At 64.6% G+C, this 21,898-nt stretch carries 21 protein-coding genes; 6 read left to right on the forward strand and 15 right to left on the reverse strand.

The window, feature by feature from the left end:
- Positions 1–31 precede the first annotated feature (31 nt).
- The 3 genes from ROV93_RS19340 to sucC form a co-directional block, all read right to left on the reverse strand.
- Positions 32–1,666: an NAD+ synthase gene (locus ROV93_RS19340; RefSeq protein WP_072167646.1), complete on the reverse strand. Its 1,635-nt coding sequence runs from the start codon at positions 1,664–1,666 to the stop codon at positions 32–34.
- Between the two features lie 233 nt (positions 1,667–1,899).
- Positions 1,900–2,775 (reverse strand): succinate--CoA ligase subunit alpha, encoded by an 876-nt coding sequence (sucD, locus tag ROV93_RS19345; protein ID WP_005418610.1) that lies wholly within the window; start codon positions 2,773–2,775, stop codon positions 1,900–1,902.
- Between the two features lie 24 nt (positions 2,776–2,799).
- Positions 2,800–3,969 (reverse strand): ADP-forming succinate--CoA ligase subunit beta, encoded by a 1,170-nt coding sequence (gene sucC, locus ROV93_RS19350; RefSeq protein WP_005418614.1) that lies wholly within the window; start codon positions 3,967–3,969, stop codon positions 2,800–2,802.
- Positions 3,970–4,376: 407 nt separating this feature from the next.
- On the opposite strand from sucC, the gene ROV93_RS19355 reads away from it, so the two are divergent.
- Both ROV93_RS19355 and ROV93_RS19360 read left to right on the forward strand, forming a co-directional pair.
- Positions 4,377–5,990, forward strand: coding sequence for an ATP-binding protein (locus ROV93_RS19355; RefSeq protein ID WP_065178928.1), 1,614 nt, complete (start codon positions 4,377–4,379; stop codon positions 5,988–5,990).
- Positions 5,991–6,050: 60 nt separating this feature from the next.
- Entirely contained in the window at positions 6,051–7,424 is a 1,374-nt protein-coding gene (locus ROV93_RS19360; protein ID WP_312540899.1) for a sigma-54 dependent transcriptional regulator, read from the forward strand.
- A gap of 94 nt (positions 7,425–7,518) precedes the next feature.
- Here the strand turns inward: ROV93_RS19360 and pilB are convergent, their stop codons facing one another.
- The 3 genes from pilB to ROV93_RS19375 form a co-directional block, all read right to left on the reverse strand.
- A complete protein-coding gene (pilB, locus tag ROV93_RS19365) occupies positions 7,519–9,249 on the reverse strand; it encodes a type IV-A pilus assembly ATPase PilB (RefSeq protein ID WP_072167644.1) in 1,731 nt (576 codons plus the stop codon).
- Between the two features lie 155 nt (positions 9,250–9,404).
- Positions 9,405–10,238, reverse strand: coding sequence for a sterol desaturase family protein (locus ROV93_RS19370; RefSeq protein WP_176698779.1), 834 nt, complete (start codon positions 10,236–10,238; stop codon positions 9,405–9,407).
- Between the two features lie 199 nt (positions 10,239–10,437).
- The gene (locus ROV93_RS19375) at positions 10,438–10,866 is read right to left on the reverse strand and encodes a pilin (RefSeq protein ID WP_072167642.1); all 429 of its coding nucleotides are present in this window, start codon (positions 10,864–10,866) and stop codon (positions 10,438–10,440) included.
- A gap of 354 nt (positions 10,867–11,220) precedes the next feature.
- Here ROV93_RS19375 and ROV93_RS19380 point away from each other — a divergent pair, with 354 nt between their 5' ends.
- Genes ROV93_RS19380 through coaE form a run of 3 tightly spaced genes read left to right on the forward strand, consistent with a single transcriptional unit; the run spans position 11,221 to position 13,970 of the window.
- Positions 11,221–12,480, forward strand: a complete 1,260-nt coding sequence (locus ROV93_RS19380) for a type II secretion system F family protein (RefSeq protein ID WP_049416954.1) — start codon at positions 11,221–11,223, stop codon at positions 12,478–12,480.
- 3 nt (positions 12,481–12,483) lie between these two features.
- Positions 12,484–13,347, forward strand: coding sequence for an A24 family peptidase (locus ROV93_RS19385; RefSeq protein WP_005418626.1), 864 nt, complete (start codon positions 12,484–12,486; stop codon positions 13,345–13,347).
- An 11-nt stretch (positions 13,348–13,358) separates the two neighbouring features.
- Positions 13,359–13,970, forward strand: a complete 612-nt coding sequence (gene coaE / locus ROV93_RS19390; RefSeq protein WP_180890577.1) for a dephospho-CoA kinase — start codon at positions 13,359–13,361, stop codon at positions 13,968–13,970.
- 173 nt (positions 13,971–14,143) lie between these two features.
- On the opposite strand, the gene ROV93_RS19395 is transcribed toward coaE, so the two are convergent.
- From ROV93_RS19395 to ROV93_RS19430, 8 genes are all read right to left on the reverse strand, one after another.
- Positions 14,144–14,530: a hypothetical protein gene (locus tag ROV93_RS19395; RefSeq protein WP_072167640.1), complete on the reverse strand. Its 387-nt coding sequence runs from the start codon at positions 14,528–14,530 to the stop codon at positions 14,144–14,146.
- Positions 14,531–15,064: 534 nt separating this feature from the next.
- Positions 15,065–16,435, reverse strand: a complete 1,371-nt coding sequence (locus ROV93_RS19400) for a HAMP domain-containing sensor histidine kinase (RefSeq protein ID WP_053499207.1) — start codon at positions 16,433–16,435, stop codon at positions 15,065–15,067.
- Positions 16,398–17,075, reverse strand: a complete 678-nt coding sequence (locus ROV93_RS19405) for a response regulator transcription factor (protein ID WP_005410804.1) — start codon at positions 17,073–17,075, stop codon at positions 16,398–16,400. Before ROV93_RS19405 ends, ROV93_RS19400 begins: the two co-directional genes overlap by 38 nt.
- Before the next feature lie 162 nt (positions 17,076–17,237).
- Positions 17,238–17,699 carry a hypothetical protein gene (locus ROV93_RS19410; RefSeq protein WP_072167639.1) on the reverse strand — a complete coding sequence of 154 codons (462 nt, stop codon included), beginning with the start codon at positions 17,697–17,699 and terminating at the stop codon, positions 17,238–17,240.
- 115 nt (positions 17,700–17,814) lie between these two features.
- Positions 17,815–18,285, reverse strand: a complete 471-nt coding sequence (locus tag ROV93_RS19415) for a hypothetical protein (RefSeq protein WP_072167638.1) — start codon at positions 18,283–18,285, stop codon at positions 17,815–17,817.
- A 94-nt stretch (positions 18,286–18,379) separates the two neighbouring features.
- Positions 18,380–18,859: a hypothetical protein gene (locus tag ROV93_RS19420; RefSeq protein ID WP_072167637.1), complete on the reverse strand. Its 480-nt coding sequence runs from the start codon at positions 18,857–18,859 to the stop codon at positions 18,380–18,382.
- A gap of 258 nt (positions 18,860–19,117) precedes the next feature.
- Positions 19,118–19,996 (reverse strand): 30S ribosomal protein S6--L-glutamate ligase, encoded by an 879-nt coding sequence (gene rimK, locus ROV93_RS19425; protein WP_057494737.1) that lies wholly within the window; start codon positions 19,994–19,996, stop codon positions 19,118–19,120.
- 97 nt (positions 19,997–20,093) lie between these two features.
- A complete protein-coding gene (locus ROV93_RS19430; RefSeq protein WP_061479300.1) occupies positions 20,094–20,336 on the reverse strand; it encodes a hypothetical protein in 243 nt (80 codons plus the stop codon).
- Positions 20,337–20,481: 145 nt separating this feature from the next.
- Here ROV93_RS19430 and ROV93_RS19435 point away from each other — a divergent pair, with 145 nt between their 5' ends.
- A complete protein-coding gene (locus ROV93_RS19435) occupies positions 20,482–20,985 on the forward strand; it encodes a hypothetical protein (protein ID WP_141653572.1) in 504 nt (167 codons plus the stop codon).
- A 304-nt stretch (positions 20,986–21,289) separates the two neighbouring features.
- Here the strand turns inward: ROV93_RS19435 and ROV93_RS19440 are convergent, their stop codons facing one another.
- On the reverse strand, positions 21,290–21,511 hold the full coding sequence (locus ROV93_RS19440; RefSeq protein WP_010481480.1) for a DUF2188 domain-containing protein: 222 nt from the start codon (positions 21,509–21,511) through the stop codon (positions 21,290–21,292).
- Positions 21,512–21,898: the final 387 nt, after the last annotated feature.

Raw genomic sequence — 21,898 nt, forward strand, 5'->3', positions numbered from 1 at the left:
CAGCGGCCGGCACGACCCGCCAAGCGCTGCCTCAGCCCTTGTAGCCGTTGCTGATCGGGTAACGCCGCTCGCGGCCGAATGCGCGGCGCGAGACCTTCGGCCCCGGCGCGGCCTGGTGCCGCTTCCACTCGCTGATGCGCACCAGGCGCAGCACGCGGTCGACCACGGCTGCGTCGTAGCCGGCGGCCACGATCTCGCCGCGCGACTGCTCCTGGTCGATGTAGCGGTACAGGATGCCGTCCAGCACGTCATAGGCCGGCAGCGAGTCCTGGTCCAGCTGGTTCTCGCGCAGCTCGGCCGACGGCGGGCGGCTGATCACCGCCGGCGGGATCACCGGTGCGCCGCCCACGGTATTGCGCCACTTGGACAGGCCGAACACTTCGGTCTTGTACAGGTCCTTCAGCGGCGCGTAGCCACCGCACATGTCGCCGTAGATGGTGGCGTAGCCGACCGCGTACTCGCTCTTGTTGCCGGTGGTCAGCAGCAGGCCGCCGAACTTGTTGGCCAGCGCCATCAGGATCACGCCGCGGCTGCGCGACTGCAGGTTCTCTTCGGTCACGTCCGGCGCGGTGCCTTCGAACATCGGCGCCAGCGATTCCATCAGGCCCTTGAACGCCGGCTCGATCGACACAGCCTCAAGCTTCACCCCCAGTGCCCGGCACTGCTCGGCGGCCAGGTCGTTGGACAGGCCGGCGGTGTAGCGCGACGGCAGGCGCACGGCGGTCACGTTCTCCGCGCCCATCGCATCCACGGCCAATGCCAGCACCAGGGCCGAGTCGATGCCACCGGACAGGCCCAGCCACACCTTCCTGAAACCGTTCTTGCGGCAGTAGTCCTGGATGCCACGGGTCACCGCGCGCCAGGCCAGCGCGTCCATGCTCTCGTCGCCGTCGTCCATCCACACATGCGGCATGAAGCGGCGGGTCTCACCGTCATACTCCACCACCAGCCACTGGTCGACGAAGGCAGCAGCGGCCGGGTGCACCGTGCCATCACCATCCGCCACCACCGAAGCACCGTCGAACACCAGCGCATCCTGGCCGCCCACCACGTTGAGGTAAGCGATGGCCGCCCCGCTCTCGCGGGTACGCGCGGCCAGCACGGCGTCGCGCTGGGCGTGCTTGCCACGCTCGTAGGGCGAAGCATTCGGCACCACCACCAGCTGCGCACCCGCGCGCATGGTGTCGGCCAGCGGCTCGGCAAACCACAGGTCCTCGCAGATCAGCAGGCCGACCAGAATGCCATTGACCTCGAACACGCAGCTGCCACCATCCGGATCGACGTCGAAGTAGCGGCGCTCGTCGAAGACCGCGTAGTTGGGCAGTTCGCGCTTGCGGTAGGTCTGCTCGACCAGGCCGTCACGCAGTACGCTGGCAGCGTTGTAGACCACCGCGCCAGCCGCCTGCGGCCAGCCGACCACGGCGGTGATGCCACGGCAGGCGGTGGCGATGCGGGTCATCGCCTGCTCGCACTCGTACAGGAAACCCGGGCGCAGCAGCAGGTCCTCCGGCGGGTAGCCGCTCACCGCCAGCTCGGGGAACATCACCAGCTCGGCGCCGTACTCATCGCGCGCCTGGCCGATCATCTCGATGATGCGCTCGGTGTTGCCGGCGACGTCGCCGACCGGGAAGTCGAACTGCGCCATCGCGATGCGGATCGAAGCCATGGGAATCCAGCCTGTGGTTGCAATGCTTCCATTGTAACGCCGCGCCATGCGCGCGCCGGGCACGCTCGCTGCGTGGACAGCCCCGGCTCAGTAGATCCACGCCATGCGTGGATGGGGTTACCGGAAACCGTCAGGGCGCCAGACGCAGAAAGGCCGCCCAAAGGCGGCCCTTCTGTTTCAGTCAGCCGGCCAGCGGCCGGCTCTACAGCATCGTCTGCGCGAGGCAGTCGATCTTATTTCACCAGCTTGGCGATGGCAGCGCCCAGGTCGCCCGGCGAACGGACGGTGACCACGCCAGCGGCTTCCATCGCGGCGAACTTGCCTTCCGCGGTGCCCTTGCCGCCCGAGGCGATCGCGCCCGCGTGGCCCATGCGCTTGCCGGCCGGAGCCGACGCACCGGCGATGAAACCGACGACCGGCTTCTTCACGTGGTTCTTGATGTACTCGGCGCCGGCTTCTTCGGCGTCACCGCCGATCTCGCCGACCATGATGATGCCTTCGGTCTGCGGGTCTTCGTTGAACAGCTTCAGGCAGTCGACGAAGTTCAGGCCGTTGATCGGGTCACCGCCAATGCCGATGCAGGTGGACTGGCCCAGGCCGACTTCGGTGGTCTGCTTGACCGCTTCATAGGTCAGGGTGCCCGAACGCGACACGATGCCGATCTTGCCCGGCTTGTGGATGTGGCCCGGCATGATGCCGATCTTGCACTCGCCCGGCGTGATGACGCCCGGGCAGTTCGGCCCGATCAGCACGGTGTCCGGGTAGGAACGGGTCAGCACGTTCTTCACGCGCAGCATGTCCAGCACCGGGATGCCTTCGGTGATGCAGACGATGACCTTGATGCCGGCAGCCGCAGCTTCCAGGATCGCGTCGGCCGCGAACGGCGGCGGCACGTAGATGACCGAAGCGTTGGCGCCGGTGCTCTGCACGGCGTCGGCAACGGTGTTGAAGACCGGCAGGTCGATGTGGGTGGTGCCACCCTTGCCCGGGGTCACGCCGCCAACAACCTGGGTGCCGTACTCGATCATCTGAGTGGCGTGGAAGGTGCCCTGCTGGCCGGTGAAGCCCTGCACGATCACCTTGGTGTTCTTGTTAATCAAAACAGACATGGGAATTTCCTTCGGTGTCGTGGATCAGGCGGCGTTCTTGACCGCTTCAACGACCTTCTTGGCGCCGTCGTTGATGTTGTCAGCCGGGATGATCGCCATGCCGCTGTCACGCAGCAGCTGCTTGCCCTCTTCCACGTTGGTGCCTTCCAGGCGCACCACGACCGGAACCTTGACGCCCACTTCCTTCACGGCGGCGATGATGCCTTCGGCAATCATGTCGCAGCGGACGATGCCGCCGAAGATGTTGACGAAGATGCCTTCAACCTTGTCCGAGGACAGGATCAGCTTGAACGCTTCGATGACGCGCTGCTTGTTCGCACCGCCGCCCACGTCCAGGAAGTTCGCCGGCTCGCCGCCGTTGAGCTTGATGACGTCCATGGTGGCCATGGCCAGGCCGGCACCGTTCACCATGCAGCCGATGTTGCCGTCCATGGTGACGTAGTTGATGTCCAGCTCCGAAGCGGTCACTTCGGTTTCATCTTCCTGGGACTTGTCGCGCATCGCGACCAGTTCCTTGTGGCGGAAGTTGGCGTTGTCGTCGCTGTTGAACTTGCCGTCCAGCGCGTACAGGTTGCCATCGTCCAGGATCGCCAGCGGGTTGATCTCAACCAGCGCCAGGTCCTTCTCGTTGAAGATGCGGTACAGGTTCACCATGATGTTGGCGAACTGGCCGGCCTGCTTGGCGGTCAGGCCCATCTTGAAGCCGATGTCACGGCCGTGGTAACCCTGCACGCCCTCGACGAAGTCCACGTTCAGGGTGTGGATCTTGTCCGGGGTCTCGGCAGCGACCTGCTCGATTTCCATGCCGCCTTCGGAAGAGGCGATGTAGCTGATGGTGCGGGTGCCGCGATCCACCAGGACCGACAGGTACAGCTCCTTGACGATCTCACCGGCGGTGGTCACCAGCACCAGGTTGATCGGCAGCTCGACGCCGGCAGTCTGGTAGGTGGCCATCTTGGTGCCGAGCATCTTGGCCGCTGCGGCCTTCACGTCGTCGACGGTCTTGCAGAACTTGACGCCGCCAGCCTTGCCGCGGCCGCCAGCGTGGATCTGCGCCTTGACCATCCAGGGGCCCTGGCCCAGCGACTGGGCGACTTCAACCGCCTCGTCCGGGGTCGCCGCGACCTTGCCGGCCGGGACCGGGATGCCGTATTCGGCAAGCAGTTGTTTTGCCTGGTATTCGTGGAAATTCATGCGTCACCGTGGGAATAGGAACGACCGCACGCAATTCCTCAGGGCCCCCTCGAAGAGGCACCGGCACGGACCGCGGCGGGCCCACTATTGTGGCCGAGCCGGCGCCGGGGCGCAAAGAAGTCTGTACAAAACGCCAGACCCGGCCAGATTTCCGCCGTCATTCAGGCAGTTGCGCCCGGGGGCCGGCTGGCCAGCGGTATCCATCCCAGGCCAAATGCGCGATCCGGGCCGCACCGGCGGGCGCCCGCCGGCGGCCCTATACTGGTCAGCCAGGGTGTGTAGCGTCGGGGGTGCTCGACGGCTTCCACCGCAAGCCACATCGAAGCGACGTACCGCCCGGCCTCAGGGGACGCCGGGCAGGCCCGCCGCAGATTCCAGACCCAGGCAGCCAGAAGGGGAGTTCCGGCGTGTCACCCAGTGCTTCATTGATCGACCGCATCGAATCGATTCCGCGGCGTGAGCTGTATTTCTTCGCGCTGTACCGGGTGCTGATCGCCTCGGTCATCGCCGCCCTGCTCTACAGCCCCCTGTCGGCCATGGTCGGCGAAGCCCACCATCCACGGCTGGCCGACACCGTCGCCGCCATCTACCTGGTGCTCTCGCTGCTGGCCCTGGTGATCGGCCGCAATGAACGCTGGCTGCGCCCGATCGTGGTCAGCGGCGTGCTGGTGGACATTGTCGCCGCCACCCTGTTGTCGCATGCCCTGCCGGGTGCCAGCGCCGGCATTTCGATGTCGCTGCTGTTCAACATCGCCGCTGCCGCCACCCTGCTGCCGCTCAGCCTGGGGCTGGGCCTGGCCCTGGCCGCCAGCCTCGCCACCGGCGTGGAATACACCTGGAAGCTGCTGGAAGGTGGCGACCCCACCCGTACCCTGGCCGAACTGGCGATGTTCGCCACCAGCTACCTGGCGCTGGCCTTCATCAGTTACCAGGTCGGCAGCCGCGCGCGCCGCAACCAGCAGCTGGCCAACCAGCGCGGCGATGAAGTGGCCAACCTGTTCCAGATCAACGAGCTGATCATCCGCCGCATGCGTACCGGCGTGCTGGTGGTCGACGCCGACAACCGCGTCACCCTGGCCAACGAGGCCGCCTCGATGCTGCTCGGTGACAGCGACGGCAGCGGCGAAAGCGGCCGCCTGGACCTGGCCAGCGCCGCCCCGGAACTGGCCCGTCGCCTGCAGCGCTGGCGCAACGGCTGGGCCCAGGACGAACTGCCGCTGCAGCTCAACCCCGACCAGCCCGAAGTGCAGCCCCGCTTTGCGCGCCTGCTGGCCGGCAGCGAGCTGGCCCTGGTATTCCTGGACGACTCCAGCGTGGTCTCGCGCCGTGCCGAGTCGCTTACCCTGTCAGCAATGGGGCGCTTCTCGGCCAGCCTCGCCCACGAGATCCGCAACCCGCTGGCCGCGATCAACTACGCGGTGCAGCTGCTGGAGGAAGGCACCGGCTTCAACGAAAGCGACCGCCGCCTGCTGCAGATCATCCGCCAGCAGTGCCAGCGCACCAACGGCATCGTCGAAAGCGTGCTGGGCCTGGCCCGGCGCGAGCGCGCCACGCCCGAAAACGTCGACCTGGCCGCCTTCGTGCGCCGCTTCGTGCTGGAGTACAAGCAGGGGCAGACGCTGGAGACCGACAGCATCGAGCCGATCATCAACGACACCTCGGTGCTGGCCCAGGTCGACAGCAAGCACCTCTACCAGGTGCTGACCGTGCTGGTGCACAACGCGCTCAAGTACGGGCGCATCGGCCAGCAACCGGCGCGGGTGCGCCTGCGCGTGGCGCAGCACGAGCGCAGCGCGGTCATCGACGTGATGGATCGTGGCCCCGGCATTCCCGAGACCGTGGCCGCGCAGTTGTTCCGGCCGTTCTTCACCACGTCCGAGCATGGCACCGGGCTGGGTCTGTACATCGCCCGCGAGCTGTGCCGGGCCAACCAGGCGCGGCTGGACTACATCCCGGTTCCCGCTGGAGGCTCCTGCTTCCGCCTGGTGCTGCCCGGCCCGCATACGCTGTTGCCCACCTGATCTCGATTCTGTGCGTCAAACATTTGTCGCTTCCAGCCCCCTCGTTTATCTTTCACGCCCATGAACGAAACCCGCAGCGCCCTCGTCGTCGACGACGAACGCGACATCCGCGAACTGCTGGTACTCACGCTCGGCCGCATGGGGCTGCGCATCAGTACCGCAGCCAACCTTGCCGAAGCGCGCGAACTGCTGGCCAGCAATCCGTACGACCTGTGCATCACCGACATGCGCCTGCCCGACGGCAACGGTATCGAGCTGGTCAGCAAGATCGCCCAGCACTACCCGCGCACGCCGGTGGCGATGATCACTGCCTTTGGCAGCATGGACCTGGCGGTGGAAGCGCTGAAGGCCGGCGCCTTCGATTTCGTCAGCAAGCCGGTGGACATCGCCGTGCTGCGTGGCCTGGTCAAGCACGCGCTGGAACTCAACAACACCGAGCGCCCCGTGCCCGGCCCTGCCGCCGAACAGGGCGCACGCCTGCTTGGCGACTCGCCGGCCATGGACGTGCTGCGTACCACCATCGGCAAGGTCGCGCGCAGCCAGGCGCCGGTCTACATCCTCGGTGAATCCGGCGTGGGCAAGGAGCTGGTCGCACGCACCATCCATGCCCAGGGTGCCCGCGCGGCCGGCCCGTTCGTGCCGGTCAACTGCGGCGCCATTCCCGGCGAGCTGATGGAGAGCGAATTCTTCGGCCACCGCAAGGGCAGCTTCAGCGGCGCCCACGCCGACAAGCCCGGGCTGTTCCAGGCCGCGCATGGCGGCACCCTGTTCCTGGACGAAGTGGCCGAGCTGCCCCTGCAGATGCAGGTGAAGCTGCTGCGCGCGATCCAGGAAAAATCGGTGCGCGCGGTCGGTGCGGCCAACGAAGAGCCGGTGGACGTGCGCATCCTCTCGGCCACCCACAAGGACCTGGCCGAACTGGTCGAGGACGGCCGTTTCCGCCACGACCTCTACTACCGCATCAACGTGATTGAGCTGAGGGTGCCGCCGCTGCGCGAGCGTCGCCAGGACCTGCCGGAACTGGCCGCGTCGGTGCTGGCACGGCTGGCCCGCAGCCATGGCCGCCCGACGCCGTTGCTGGCGCCGTCGGCACTGGACGCACTGGCCCAGTACGCCTTCCCCGGCAACGTGCGCGAACTGGAGAACATCCTGGAACGCGCGCTGGCCCTGGCCGAAGAAGACCGCATCGGCGCCGACGACCTGCGCCTGCCGCAGCATGCCCCGCGCACGCCCGGCAGCGCAGCACACGCCGAGGCCGTGGTGGACCTGCAGCCCGGCAGCGCCGCCCTGCCCTCCTACATCGAACAGCTCGAGCGCAGCGCCATCCAGCGCGCGCTGGAAGAAAACCGCTGGAACAAGACCCGCACCGCCGCGCAGCTGGGCATCACCTTCCGCGCGCTGCGCTACAAGCTGAAGAAGCTGGGGATGGAGTAAGCACAGGGCCCGACGCGGGCCCACCAACGGGTAGTGCCGGCCGCTGGCCGGCAAACTCATGCATCGCGGCATCCACGCATGGCGTGGATCGACCTCAATCCTTGGTAACGCGGTTGATCTCGGCCAGGCTGGTAATGCCCGCAGCGGCCTTCTTCAACGCCGACTGGCGCAGATCGTTCACCCCGATCTGCTGTGCGGCCTCGGCAATCTGCAACGCATTGCCGCCAGCCAGCACGATCGTGGCGATCTCGTCGGTCATCGGCATCACCTGGTAGATACCCGTACGGCCCTTGTAGCCCTCGGTGCACTCATCGCAGCCGACCGCCTCGTACAGCTCGATACCCGCGTCCAGCTGCGCCTGGGTGAAGCCTTCGGCCAGCAGCGCATGCTCGGGCAGATTGGCCGGGCGCTTGCAGTTGTTGCACAGCCGGCGCGCCAGGCGCTGCGCGATCACCAGCGTCACCGAGCTGGTGATGTTGTACGGCGCGATGCCCATGTTCATCAGGCGCGCGATGGTCTGCGGCGCATCGTTGGTGTGCAGCGTGGACAGCACCATGTGGCCGGTCTGCGCCGCCTTGATCGCGATCTCGGCCGTTTCCAGGTCGCGGATTTCGCCGACCATGATGATGTCCGGATCCTGTCGCAGGAACGAGCGCAGGGCCGCGGCGAAGGTCATGCCGCGCTTGTTGTTCTGCTGCACCTGGTTGACGCCGGGCAAGCGGATTTCCACCGGGTCTTCGGCGGTGGAGATGTTGCGCGTCTCGTCGTTGAGGATACCCAGCGCGGTGTACAGCGACACCGTCTTGCCCGAACCGGTCGGGCCGGTCACCAGCACCATGCCGTACGGCTTGTGGATGGCTTCCAGGAACAGCTTCTGCTGGTCCGGCTCGTAACCCAGCTTGTCGATGCCCAGCTTGGCCGCGCTGCCATCCAGGATACGCAGCACCACCTTCTCGCCGAACAGGGTCGGCAACGTACTCACGCGGAAGTCGATCTGCTTGGTCTTGGACAGATTGAGCTTGATGCGCCCGTCCTGCGGCACGCGCTTCTCGGCGATGTCCAGCTGTGCCATCACCTTCAGGCGCGCGGCGATGCGCTGGTTCAACTTCACCGGCGCGCGCGCGACCATCTTCAGCAGGCCATCGATGCGCAGGCGCACGCGATAGTCGTCTTCATAGGGCTCGAAGTGGATGTCCGAGGCGCCCTTGCGGATCGCGTCCACCAGCACCTTGTTGACGAACTTCACCACCGGGGTGTCATCGCCCTTGGCATCGATGCCGGCGTCGCCGCCCCCGGAAATGTCCTCGTCACCGCCGGACACATCCAGGTTACCAATGCCATCGTCGTCACCGCTTAGCGCGTCGCCCAGCGTGTCATGGCTGGCATGCCACTGCTCGAGCGTGCGGCGGATCTGGTCTTCATCGACCAGGATCGGTTCCACCACCAGATTGGTGTGGAACTTGATCTCGTCCAGCGAATGGGTCGGGTTGCTGGTGCCCACGAACAGCTTGCCGCCGCGTTTGAACAGCGGCAGCACGTTGTGCTTGCGCAGCAGCTCCTCGCTGACCAGGCTCATCGCGTTCTGGCTGGCGTCGAACGTGGACACGTCGAACAGCGGCATGCCGAACTCGACCGCATTGGCGGCCGCCAACTGGGCCGCCCCGACCACCTTGTTCTGCGCGAACCAGGTCGGCAGCGGCTGGCGGGCCGCAGCGGCCTTGGCCATCGCGTCGCGGGCGGAAGCCTCGTCCAGCGCACCATCCTGGACCAGGCGACGGGCCAGGCCGGTGATGCCGACGAGGTTGGCGGTGGTTACGGTGTTCATCTACTGATCTCTTGCCTATCAACGCCGGTGATATCGAATTTCGTACCGTTCACCCGTAAATGCAGCGTCCCGGCACGCCCCACATTGAAGAGGATAATCCATTGCTAGTGCAGCCAGAGAGCGCACTATGACCACCCTTCGCTCCCCCCGATTGCCTACGGAACAGCATCGCTCCCGACAGCGGAGGGACGCCTCAACCTAAACAAGCGAGCGAAGGGACTGAAGATCTGATGCAAGAAGGAATCGTGGCCGGCACCGGCCACCCCCAGGGGTGCGTCGCACGGAAAGGGCACATACCAAGTGCCAAACCACTGGTCGAATACCGAGAACACTGTCGCGAAATTGTTACCCACCCCTTCCCCGTTGCGCACGTGATGCCATCTATGCATGGCGGGCGACACGAATAGGCGACCCAAGGCGCCATAGGTCCATGGCACGTTCGCGTGAATGAACAAGCCATAGTAATGACGGATGAGCGCGTTCATGAAGATGACCCACAGCGGGAACCCAAAGAGCAGAAGCGCCCCCATATCGATGAACACCGTTGTCAAACGGTTGATGGGATGAAAACGGTACAGAGAGAACCAAGTCATCCTGCGATCACTGTGGTGCATCTCGTGAAACAACCATAGCCACCTACAGTGCTCGAGCCGATGCCGGAAGTAACCGATTGCATCCCCCACAAAGAGCACTACTAAGAGCAGCAGCCACTTCGGAAATTCAGCCCACATCGCACCCATTGCACCGGTCCATGTCCATGCAACTGAATGTTGCATCAACACCATGCCTACTGCCAGAAGCGGTGCAATTAGCAGCGCGTCTAGCAGAAAAGAAAAGACGTTGACATGGAACCCTGCAGGCAGTAAACGCCGAACAACGCCCACAAGATCGTTGCGATTAATGATCGCAGCCAATAGCAGAAATGCCCCCATCTCCGGAAGGAGCCCGGATATAGCGCTCTGCAACTGTGCGACAACGTCGAAGTTCATCCCCGGCCCGATCATTCGACAGCCCTCTGCCTGTTGTGACACTACACAGAAGCCACCTTGAGCCGAGGAGATCGGAATCTCGCGGCCAACGACATCAATCCCCAGCGGCGAGTGGCCCCGTCCCCCGGACGGCTACCCCGTACAAAGCAAGAGCCCCGCAGTGCGGGGCCCTTGTTGTCTCAATCAGCGCGGCAACCGCTTACGGCGTCGGAGCGGCGGCAGCACCACACTGGCCCGGACGATACTTCGCATCGAGGCTGGTGGAGCAGGACCACAGGCCGCTGTTGGCGTCGCGGGTCCACGTAATGTTCTTGCTGTTGAACTTGGTAGCGTTGCCGTTCTTGGTGGTGCAGGCAATGGTCGTGGCAGTCACGGCCACATTGCAGTAGGAGGTGCTGGCAGCAACGCCGATGAAGCCCGCATCGGTTGCGGTGGTCGACGGAGTCTTGCCTTCGTTGGTCGCCTGTTCGAAGCCGACCTTGCCGGGGGTAATCTCAGCCAGGGCGGAAGCCGCCTGCGAACGAACGACGTAGTCCTGATAGGCCGGGATCGCAATCGCAGCCAAAATGGCGATGATCGCAACGACGATCATCAGTTCGATAAGGGTGAAGCCCTTCTGGTTCTTCATTTGGTACATCCCCAAGATGGTGGTGGTTGATGTCAGCGGACAGGTTCGACCCGGCCCATGGCCGGTTGAGCGGGCCCTGCCCCCTGCGGGTGGTTCAACGCAGGTTGCGTGCCAACCCCGGCACGCCTCCCCCTGGATTTCCCCGCGCCAATGATGGCAGCAATTTCGCGGATGGGAACCCCCCGTACTCCAATCTGCGATGGAGGCGGCAATGTGACGCAGTGCGTCACCTTTGGTCAGCGGCCGGCACGAAATCGCACAGCCCGCCATTCTCCCGCTGCCCAGACGGCCCTGAACCGGCTACCATCTTGAGCTAGACACCCGCCTGGGGATGGCGGGTCTTGGGGAGCCGATATGTCTGTCAGTGGCAGTGCAATGAAGAAAGAACCCGTGGCGCGCAGCACCACGGAACTGCAGCCGTTTGTATGGGAGGGGACCGACAAGCGGGGTGTGAAGATGAAAGGCGAGCAGATGGCAAAGAACGCCAATCTGTTGCGCGCAGAATTGAGACGCCAGGGCATCACGCCCAAAGCGGTGAAGGCGAAGCCAAAGCCTATTTTCGGCAGCACAGGCAGCAGGATTACGCCGAAGGACATTGCCTTCTTCAGTCGCCAGATGGCAACCATGATGAAGTCAGGTGTGCCTATCGTCTCTTCACTCGAGATCATTGGCGAAGGGCACAAGAACCTTCGGATGAAGAGGATGATCGGAACGATCCGCGCCGATATCGAGGGCGGCTCATCCCTATATGAGGCGATCAGCAGACATCCAGTGCAGTTCGACGAACTGTATCGCAACCTGGTCCGCGCGGGCGAAGGCGCTGGCGTATTGGAGACCGTGCTTGACACTGTGGCCAACTACAAGGAGAACATCGAAACACTCAAGGGCAAGATCAAGAAGGCGCTGTTTTATCCGATCATGGTCATGGCAGTCGCCATCCTGGTCAGTGGCATCCTACTTGTCTGGGTGGTCCCTCAATTCGAAGATGTCTTCAAAGGCTTCGGAGCCGAATTGCCCGCTTTCACCCAGCTGATTGTTGGCGTTTCTCGCTTCTTGGTGTCTTGGTGGTGGCTGATCCTGTTCACTTTTGTGGGGGCGATAGTTGGCTTCATCGCAGCCTACAAGCGCTCTCCGAAGCTGCAACACACGATGGACCGATTGATCCTGAGGGTGCCAGTGATCGGCCAGATCATGCACAACAGCTCAATTGCCCGCTTTGCACGTACCACTGCAGTGACCTTCAAGGCCGGCGTGCCCTTGGTGGAGGCGTTGGGCATTGTCGCCGGCGCGACCGGCAACAAGGTCTACGAAGAGTCCGTACTGCGGATGCGTGACGACGTGTCGGTCGGCTATCCCGTGAACATGGCCATGAAGCAGCTGAACCTATTTCCTCATATGGTCATCCAGATGACCGGCATCGGCGAGGAGGCCGGTGCTCTGGACGCCATGCTGTTCAAGGTCGCCGAGTACTATGAGCAGGAAGTCAACAACGCCGTGGACGCATTGAGCAGTCTGCTTGAACCTTTCATCATGGTCATCATTGGCGGAATTGTCGGCAGCATCGTGATCGGCATGTACCTGCCGATCTTCAAGCTCGCAGGAGCGGTAGGATAAGCAATGGCATTTCTCGACCAGCATCCCGGCCTCGGCTACCCCGCCGCGGCCGCCCTGGGGCTGCTGCTGGGCAGTTTCCTCAACGTCGTCATCCTGCGCCTGCCCAAGCGGCTGGAGTGGCAGTGGAAGCGCGATGCGCGCGAGGTCCTGGAAGAACCGGACTTCTACGAGCCCCCGCCACCGGGGATCGTGGTCGAGCCCTCGCACTGCCCGCACTGCAAGCACAAGCTGAGCTGGTACGAGAACATCCCGCTGTTCAGCTGGATCATCCAGGGCGGCAAGTGCCGCCACTGCAAGGCGCCAATCTCGCTGCAGTACCCGCTGGTCGAGGCCCTGACTTCAGTGCTGGTTCTGGCCTGCGTCTGGCAGTTCGGCTTCGGCTGGCAGGGCTTCGGCGCCATCGTGCTGACCTGCTTCCTGATCGCCCTGTCCGGCATCGACCTGCGCACCCAGCTGCTGCCCGACCAGTTGACCCTGCCACTGATGTGGCTGGGCCTGATAGGCAACATCGACAACCTGTATATGCCGGCCAAGCCTGCCTTGGTCGGCGCGGCGGTGGGCTATCTGTCGCTGTGGATGGTCTGGTGGCTATTCAAGCAGCTGACCGGCAAGGAAGGCATGGGCCACGGCGATTTCAAGCTGCTGGCCGCCCTCGGCGCCTGGTGCGGGCTGAAGGGCATCCTGCCGATCATCCTGCTGTCGTCGGTGCTGGGCGCCATCATCGGCTCGATCTGGCTGTACACCCGGGGCCGTGACCGCGCCACGCCGATCCCGTTCGGCCCCTACCTGGCCATCGCAGGCTGGCTGTACTTCATGTGGGGCGCGCCCGTGGTCGAGCAGTACCTGGTGTTGAGCGGACTGCGCTGAGGGGAATCCCCATGAGCCGGTATGTAGTGGGCCTGACCGGCGGCATTGCCGCCGGCAAGAGCGAGGTGACCCGGCGCTTCGAGGCGCTGGGCATCGTGGTGGCCGACGCCGACCTGGCCGCCCGCGCGGTGGTCGCTGCCGGCAGCCCCGCCTTGGGCCGCATCGCCGAGCGCTTCGGCGCCCACATGCTGCAGGCGGACGGCAGCCTGGACCGGGCGCGCCTGCGTGCCCATGTATTCGCCGATCCGGCCGAGCGGGTGGCATTGGAAGCCATCACCCATCCGGCCATCCGCCTGCTGATGCAACAGCAGTGCGAGCAGGCCGCCAGCCCCTATGCGATTGCCGCCATTCCGTTGCTGACCGAGGTCGGCGGGCGGCAGGCCTACCCGTGGTTGGACCGGGTATTGCTGGTGGACGCGCCCGAAGCCGTGCAGCACGCCCGGCTGATGCAGCGCGACGGCATCGACGCCGCGCTGGCCGACAAGATGATCGCCGCCCAGGCCAGCCGCGCGCAGCGGTTGGCACTGGCCGATGATGTGGTGGTCAACGATGGCCACCCCGAGGATCTGCAGGCGCAGGTGGAAGCGCTGCATGAGCGCTATCTGGGGTTGGCTGGGAGTTGAGGCCGGGTTGCCGGCCAGCGGCCGGCACTACCGGAGCGCATCCACGCATTGCGGCGATCTGCCCGGCGCCAGCGTGGAATTGCTGCAGAGCCGAGCCCATGCTCGGCTGCGATCATCAAGCCGAGCATGGGCTCGGCTCTACAAAGCGTTCTGCATCCACGCATGGCGTGGGCCTACTCCAGCTGCAGGCGGGCATAACGGGCCAGTTCTCGTGCGCCAAGCAGCAATCCATCTACGACATCCGGGCTGAGCTGCTGATGGGCACCGCCCTGCTCGCGGGCGGCTTCGGCGGCGTGCAGCACCTGCATGAGTGCATTCAAGCCGGCCAGGGTGCGGCTGAGGCCGGCCATGGTGGCCGCCTGTGCCGGGCTCAGTCCCTCCGCTTCCAGCCGTCGACCGTCGGCTGCATCGCGCCCGTCCATGCGGGCCAGCAGCGCGGGCAGCAGATCCTTGGGATCATCGAGCAGGGTTTCGATGCGCTCGGCGACGTCGGCGGGCAGCAGGTCAGCGGCTTCGCCGATCAGGGCGTGCAGCTGGGGGAACAAGGGGCGTGCGGACATGATGAATCTCCTCGCAGACGGCGAGCCACCTGCGGTTGCGAGGTGGCGGACGGTGCGGGTTGGCGTACCGGAGGTCCGACATTCAGCAAAAAGACTCCAGCGGATTCTGATGAATCCCCACGCACCGCCCGCCGAAGCAAGGCACGCGGTGCATTTTCGACGACTGACCGAGGGTCAGTTGAAGATTGCTGAATGTTGGATTTTTTTCAGGACGCCAATCCCGGCCAGGGCACCTGCCCCGGCCGCCCCATCTGGCCATCACGCAGCGCTGTGATCTGTAAGGAAATTCTCAAGCCGCAGTTGGGTGCACGAATGCGTGCATGCGGACACGCGCGCGGCGTGGCGGCGATCACGGTGATGTCGTGTTGGGCTTCTGGCCCATCACGACTGCGAAGTTATTTCGATGGCACTAGCGACACAGGGCGCAACACGAACCCGCGGTAGAGCCGGGCCAATGCTCGGCTCCGGGAAGCCACCGCAGCCGAGCGCGGGCTCGGCTCTACAAACGTGGAGCACCCACCAAGGTAAAGCCCCTTACAACGGCTTCGGCGAGAATGTCAGGGTGGCGATTACGCCGCGCTCGCCACCGGGGCGCACGCTGACCTGCCAGCCATACAGATCGCACAGGCGGCTGACGATCGACAGGCCGATACCACCGCCCTGCGAATGGCCGGCGTGCGTGCCGCGATAGCCGCGCTGGAACAGCTTGGCGGCATCCTCTTCGCTCAGGCCCGGTCCGCTGTCGGTTACCGACACCGAATTGCTGCCGACAAAGACGCGCACCTCACCATCCTGCGAGTACTTCACCGCGTTGCCGATCAAGTTGCCCAGCGCCACCGACAATGCGGCTTCCGGCGCATCGATCACCAGGTTGCGCTCGCCTTCCAGTGCCAGTTCCAATGGCTTGCCGCCCAGCTGTGCGCGGTGGGCATCCAGCAGCTGTTCGGCTACGCGCGCGACGTTGCTGGTGCCCTGCCCTCGTTCGTTGCGCGACAGCAGCAGCAGCGCGCCGATCAGGTCGCTGCACTGCTGTTCGGCACGCTGGATGCGCTGCAGACGCTGCAGCACCTTCTCATCCAGGCCGGGCCGGGTCAGCAGCAGCTCGGTGGCGCCACGGATCACCGCCAGCGGCGTGCGCAACTCGTGGCTGACGTCGGCGTTGAACTCACGGTCGCGCTGCACCACTTCGGTCAGCCGCGACGAATAATCATCCAGCGCCTGCGCCAGTTGCCCCACTTCGTCATCGGGGAAACGTGGCGCCAGCGGCTCGGGCTCGCTGGTGCCGCCGCGATAGGCGCGCAACCGCGCGGCCAGGTCCGAGACCGGCTTCATCACCTTCGATGCCGACCACCAGCCCAGCACCAGCGACAGCAGGCTGAACACCAGCACCGACAGCACCAGCGCGCGGTTGAGCTGCTGCCCACCGCGCACGCTGTCGGTCATGTCGTAGGCCAGGAATGCCCAGGCGTCAGGCGTCTTGCGTACGGCCAGCTTGTAGGAATAGCGCTGGCCGCGCTCGTCCACGCCGCCCATGTTGTACAGGCCATCCTTGAACTCGTACCAGTCCGGCTCTTCCTCGCGCAGCGCCTCGAACTTGTCAGGCTTGATCAGGCGCGCACGCATCTGCTGCACGGGCAGGTCGGGGTTGCGATCCGGGCTCTCGTAGAACCGCCGCACGTACTCGTTGATGTTGCGGTTCATCACGTCTTCCACCAGCTGGTTTTCCACGCGCATGCGGGCCCAGTTGGTGGCGAACGCGAACAGTGTCGTCAGGCAGAAGCCCAACAACACGAACGAGACGATGATGCGGCTGCGCAGGCGCCGCCGATACGGCGAACGCCGGCGCTCCCCCTTGGTTGCCACGGAATCAGGCTTCCGGGGTAGCGATGCGGTATCCGATGCCATGGCGGGTCTGGATCAGCGGCACTTCAAACGGCTTGTCGACCACCGCACGCAGGCCGTGGATGTGGACACGCAGAGAATCCGAGTCGGGCAGCTCTTCGCCCCAGACGCGGGTTTCCAGCTCCTGGCGGGTGACCACGGCCGGCGCGGCTTCCATCAGGGCCTGCAGGATCTTCAGCGCGGTCGGGTTGAGCTGCAGCAGCTTGCCCTGGCGGCGCACTTCCAGCGTGTCCAGGTTGTATTCCAGATCGCCGGTTTCCAGCACGCGGGTCTGCACGCCTTTGCCCCGGCGCGACAGCGCGTTCAAGCGCACTTCCACTTCCTGCAGCGCGAACGGCTTGATCAGGTAGTCGTCGGCGCCGGAATCGAAACCGGCCAGCTTGTTGTCCAGCGAGTCGCGGGCGGTCAGCATCAGTACGGGGGTCTGCTTGCGCGCTTCGTTGCGCAGCTTGCGGCAGACTTCAATGCCGTCCATGCCCGGCAGGTTCAGGTCCAGAACGATGGCGTCGAACTCGTGGACCACCGCCAGGTGCAGGCCGGTCACGCCGTCGGCGGCGAAGTCCACGGTGTGGCCACGATCCTCAAGGTAGTCGCCAAGGTTGGCGGCGATGTCGCTGTTGTCTTCGATTACGAGAATGCGCACTGGGACCTCTGGTTCTTGAAGGGTCGTCGGGGGGCCAGGCCCACCTGCTCAGGATGCCCCTGTGCGGGTGGACGCGACGTCTACCTGCTGAACGATACAGGTTCCATTCTTAACATTTCGTACCGAAGGGACGACACCGGCAAACGCCCCCGGGGCGAGCGCTCAGCGGCTGATGCGCTGCTGGTCGGTCAGCGCCTGGCGGCTGTCTTCCTGGGCCTTGCGACGCTGGGCCACGGTCAGGCAGACGCTGGTCGGCATGTTGCTGCCGGTCAGGCGCTCGCGGCGGCAGATCATGCGGCTGTCGGCCTGGGCGCGGGTCATGATGGTGTTGACGATCTCCTGCTCGTTGAACAGGTCGTTGCGCTCCTGCGGGGCCAGCTCATCCACCTTCTCGCGGCCATTCATCTTGATCCGGATCCGGTTCAGCGCCTGCTGCACGCGGCTCTTGTCCTCCAGCCCGATCTCGCTGTAGTCCTCGCTGCCCATGGCCGTTTCAACCCGGCGGATCTGTTCGGATACCGGGGTGAAGGAATCCATCTGCACGGTGTCCTTCTGCGCCTTGGCCTGCACGGTGGCCACCAGGCCGAGCGACAGCATCAGAGCGAGCATAGTGGTGCGGTACATGACGAGCTCCATGTTCGTCCATGAATAGGGTCTCGACTTTACGGTTCCGCCGATGCGTCCACAAGGGACGCACGGCAGGGTGACCGATGGCGGCCTGCGACCGGTCCAACCACGGTTACGGCTTGTAGTTGTTGAAGCGCTGGTTGTCGTTGAGGGCCTTGCGGCTGTCTTCCTGCGCCTTGCGGCGCTGGGCCACGGTCAGGCAGACGCTCTGCGGCATGTTGCTGCCGGTGGTGCGCTCGCGGCGGCAGACCATGCGGCTGTCGGCATGGGCGCGGGTCATGATCGTGTTGATCACTTCCTGGTCGTTGAAGATCTCGGTGCGGTCCTGCGGGCTCAACTGCTCCACCCGTTCGTGGTCGCCCATCTTGATCTTGATGCGGCCCAGCGCCTGCTGTACGCGGCTTTTGTCTTCCAGCCCGATCTCGCTGTAGTCCTCGGTGTTGATCGCCGTCTCAACGTTGCGGATCTGTTCGGCCACCGGCGCGTTGGCGTCGAACTTCACCTGCCCTTTATCGGGCTTGGCGTGCGCAGTGGTGGCCAGTGCCAGGCCCAGCATCAGGGCGAAGGGGGTCATGCGCTGCATCGTTACCTCCAGGTTCTTCCATGAGTGGAACATCGACCCTGCGGTGCCACCGATACGCCGTTACGGCACCCCGGTGGACCGAAAGGCGGTGCGGTCAACGCCCAGCGGGCGGTGGGCTGAGCGTGTTGTAGCTGCGCTGGTCGTTGATCAGCGCCTTGCCTTTCTCTTCGATCCGGCGCCGTTCGGCCACGGTCAGGCAGCGGCTCCTGGGCATGTTGCTGCCGGTGGTGCGTTGGTACCTGCAGATCTGCCGGCTGTCGTCATGGCCACGCGCCATCAGGGTGTTGATGCGTTCCTGCTCGTTGAAGACCTCGGCCTGCAACTGCGGCGGCAGCTCCTGCACGGTCTGGCGTTCGCCCATGTGCTGGCGGATACGCGACAGCGCCTGCTGCACCTGGCCGCGATCCTCGGCAGACAGTTCGGCATAGTCGGGGGCAGCCAGCGCGGTTTCCACCTGGCGCATCTGCTCGGCGACCGACCCCTGCCGGTCCATCTGTACAGCGACTTTCTCCGGCTTGGCGGCAACAGCGCCAGACAGGCCCAGCAGCAACGCGATCGTCATGATGCGGTACATCGCCAACCTCCCGATCCATCCCGGAACGAAGGGCCAACTCTACGACCGTCACGCGGCCTCCACAAGAGACCTTGGGCACAGAGCCGACAGGCATAAAAAAGGCCCAGGCGGTGCACCCGCCTGGGCCTGAAGTCGTATCCCGATACCGATCCTGCTGAGAGGCAGAGCTGCGGTTCGCTGAAGCCTACGCCGACGCCGATTAAAGCCTCGTTAAAGCCTTGGCTCATTTACCCATGAGAATCTCAACCCCATGAATAATCAGGGTTTTTTGACCTTCTCTACGTGTTCGATGATGCGTGTGGCCACGTCCACACCGCAGGCCGCTTCGATGCCCTCCAGCCCCGGCGTGGAGTTGACCTCCAGCACCAGCGGGCCGCGCGCGGAGCGGATCAGGTCCACGCCGCACACCGACAGGCCCAGCGCCTTGGCCGAACGCACCGCCACCTGCTGCTCGGCGCGACTGGCCTTGGCCGCAACGGCGGTGCCGCCGGCGTGCAGGTTGGAGCGGAAGTCGCCCTCCGGCGCCTGCCGCTGCATCGACGCCACCACCTGGTCGCCCACCACGAAGCAGCGCAGGTCGGCGCCCTTGGCCTCGCCGATGAATTCCTGCATCAGGAAGTTGGCGTACAGGCCGCGCAGCGCTTCGACAATGCCGCGCGAGGCACTGGCCTTTTCGGTCAGGATCACGCCGCGACCCTGGGTGCCTTCATTGAGCTTCACCACATGCGGCGGCGGGCCGAGCATGGACAGCAGATCGACGGTGTCATCGGGGTTGTCGCCGAACACGGTGACCGGCATGTCGATGCCCTTGGCCGCCAGCAGCTGGTGCGCGCGCAGCTTGTCGCGCGAACGCAGGATGGCATCGGACGGATTGGGCGTGCGTGCGCCCATCAGTTCGAACTGGCGCAGCACGGCGGTGCCGTAGCGGGTGATCGAGGCACCGATGCGCGGAATGACCATGTCCACGCCGGTCATCGGCCGGCCTTTGTAGTGCATGGAAAAGCCATCGGCGGCGATGCGCATGTAACAGCGCAACGGGTCGAGGATGCGCACGGTATGGCCGCGCGCGCGCGCCGCCTCGACCAGCCGACGGGTGGAATACAGGGAGCTGTTGCGGGACAGGATGGCGAGCTTCATCGCGGAGGGATCGGTCGGCAGGCGCGCAGCATAGCGCGGGCGTGTGGCGGGCGGATGATGCCCGTCGCCGACGATCTCGAGCGTTGTGGATGAAGCTTCAGCTGTCCCGTTCAGCACTGGCCTGGAAGCCACGGGCCGCTTCGCCCAGCGCCGCCACGCAGGCCATCTGCAGGGCAGAATTGCTGAACGCCTGCTGGTAGATCTGCTCGAGCAGTTTCGCGGCCTTGGGACCACCAGCACGCCCGAGCGCGCGCACGGCCTCAAGCTGCTTGTTCGAGCCGACGCCGGCTGAAAGAAAGATCCGATGGATGCGCTCGACGACGTCGTTCCGGCAATTCATGGAAGGCAGCTCCTGATCAGTATCCGCTCACGCTAGCTGCTCAGTGCCGGCCTGCCCATGGGAAAAGTTTGAAGCGTTACGCGCCCCTCCGCAGCGCCTCTAGGAGTTCTACGAAAATGTCGCTTTCGGCTGGAAGCAGGCGAGCGTGCCGATCACCATGGAAGCTCCTCCCAAAGCGGAAATCCCGATGTCGAAAATGGAGCAACTTGCACAGAAGCTGCAGCAATCCGCACACGCGGAGCAGGCCAGGGCCGCCGCCATCGAAAAGCAGTACCAGGACTGGATCCAATCGCTGCATGTGCTGTTCGACACCCTCGAACTGTGGCTGCAACCATTGGTGCAGGCGCAGGTGGCCACGCTGCGTCGGGACACGGTCACCATCACCGAGAATCCGTCATCCGGGGAACTGAAAACCTACGCGGCCCCCGCACTGACCCTGAACGTCAATGGCAAGGCCGCCGCGATCAAGCCTCTGGCCCGCTTCTGCTTCGGCTGCCAGGGACGGGTGGATATTCTGGCCCGGGAAAACCAGTGGCACCTGACACGGCACTTGGAGCCGAAAGAGGTCTGGTACCTGCACACGCATGATCGCACCCAGGGACGCGTGCTGGACGCGGACGCGTTGGCCGCGGTGTTCGCGGCGTACTGAGGCGGTCTGAAGGAACCTGCGCGGCGGAAACGCGACGCGGTCTTGAAGGATGGAGCGGGCGATGGGAATCGAACCCAAATCCACCTAACCGACTGTCCCATAAGAAAATCCCCGGAACATTCGACTAAAAAAACGATACCTCAAACGATACCTGGAAGCCTAACAGGCTTGCAGAAGGGCCAGCAAGCAGCGGGGCAATGCGTCCCACTTGCTCCCACTGCTGGGGATGGCTCGGGTGCGCATTGCCCCGTCGGCAAACCAAGCTCCAGCAAAAGACAAGGCCGCCAAACGGCGGCCTTGTTGATCAACCCTTGGGAGGATTTGGGTCGTTCCCGTAACTGTCCTTGTCCCGGATAAGGCCCTGACGGTCGTGGATCACCACTTCGCTGCGCTGGTTGATGGCGATCTCACGCGCATGCTGCCTTGCCTCTTCCTGGGTCCGGTGGTGAGAGGTATCGCGCGAGTTGCCTTCGCCACGCACCGCCCAGCCATCCGGCCGCTTCACCACGTGCTGATTCTTGCCCATTTCGACCTCGACAATGGTTTTGGGCGACGACCGCCCAAACCCATGATCTTGTGTAAAAATTACAAAATCAACACCAGATATAGTTAATTCACAAAGAAACACGCCAATTCACTCCGCAGCCGCGGATGTCGCAAACGCGTCTCAATTCACGCCGAGAGGAAAGCCTTCAAAGCTCGCGGGTAAGCCAGACCGAACGGCGTCTCGTGTCGGCAATTCGGGGCGTTTGGCTCAGCGCCTGCGGCAAGGAGCGTCGCACACGTGGCGGCAGGGTCACGCCGTTCCCACGCATCCAGAAACCTAGTGGCGTGAACGGACGTCCAGGGGCGCCCATCGGCCAGCGCGGCCAGAGCCGCCGCGGCGGGTCCGGAAGACCCAAAGTGATCTGAG

It is taken from the genome of Stenotrophomonas maltophilia group sp. msm4 (genome assembly GCF_032025605.1).
Classification (GTDB): Bacteria; Pseudomonadota; Gammaproteobacteria; order Xanthomonadales; family Xanthomonadaceae; genus Stenotrophomonas; species Stenotrophomonas sepilia.